General features: G+C 71.4%; 1 protein-coding gene. It reads left to right on the top strand.

All coding sequences use genetic code 11. The features are described 5' to 3' along the window. The coding region (locus AC07PU_RS42475; protein WP_495323669.1) for a Rossmann-fold NAD(P)-binding domain-containing protein at positions 1 to 524 on the top strand (524 nt) is incomplete at both ends.

The raw sequence follows: 524 nt of genomic DNA, 5'->3' as shown, positions 1-524 counted from the left end.
GACGCCGAATGCGCGCTCGCCAAGTCCGGCAGCGTGCTCGTGGGCATGCTCAACCCCTTCGACGCCGCCGGCCTGCAGCGCGTGGCCGCGGCCGGCCTCACCGGCTTCGCGCTCGAAGCCGCCCCGCGCACCACCCGTGCCCAGAGCATGGACGTGCTCAGCTCCCAGGCCAACATCGCCGGCTACAAGGCCGTGATGATCGCGGCCGACAAATACCAGCGCTTCTTCCCGATGCTGATGACCGCCGCCGGCACCGTGAAGGCCGCGCGGGTGGTCATCCTCGGCGTGGGCGTCGCGGGCCTGCAGGCCATCGCCACGGCCAAGCGCCTGGGCGCGGTCATCGAGGCCTCGGACGTGCGCCCCAGCGTCAAGGAACAGATCGAATCGCTGGGCGGCAAGTTCATCGACGTGCCCTACGAGACGCAGGAAGAGAAGGACGCGGCCGAAGGCGTGGGCGGCTATGCCCGCCCGATGCCCGCGAGCTGGCTCACGCGCCAGCAGGCCGAGGTCGCCAAGCGCGTGGC

The sequence above is a fragment of the Variovorax sp. GW821-FHT10D07 genome, from assembly GCF_059415325.1.
This window is presented reverse-complemented; position numbering and strand designations above follow the sequence as displayed.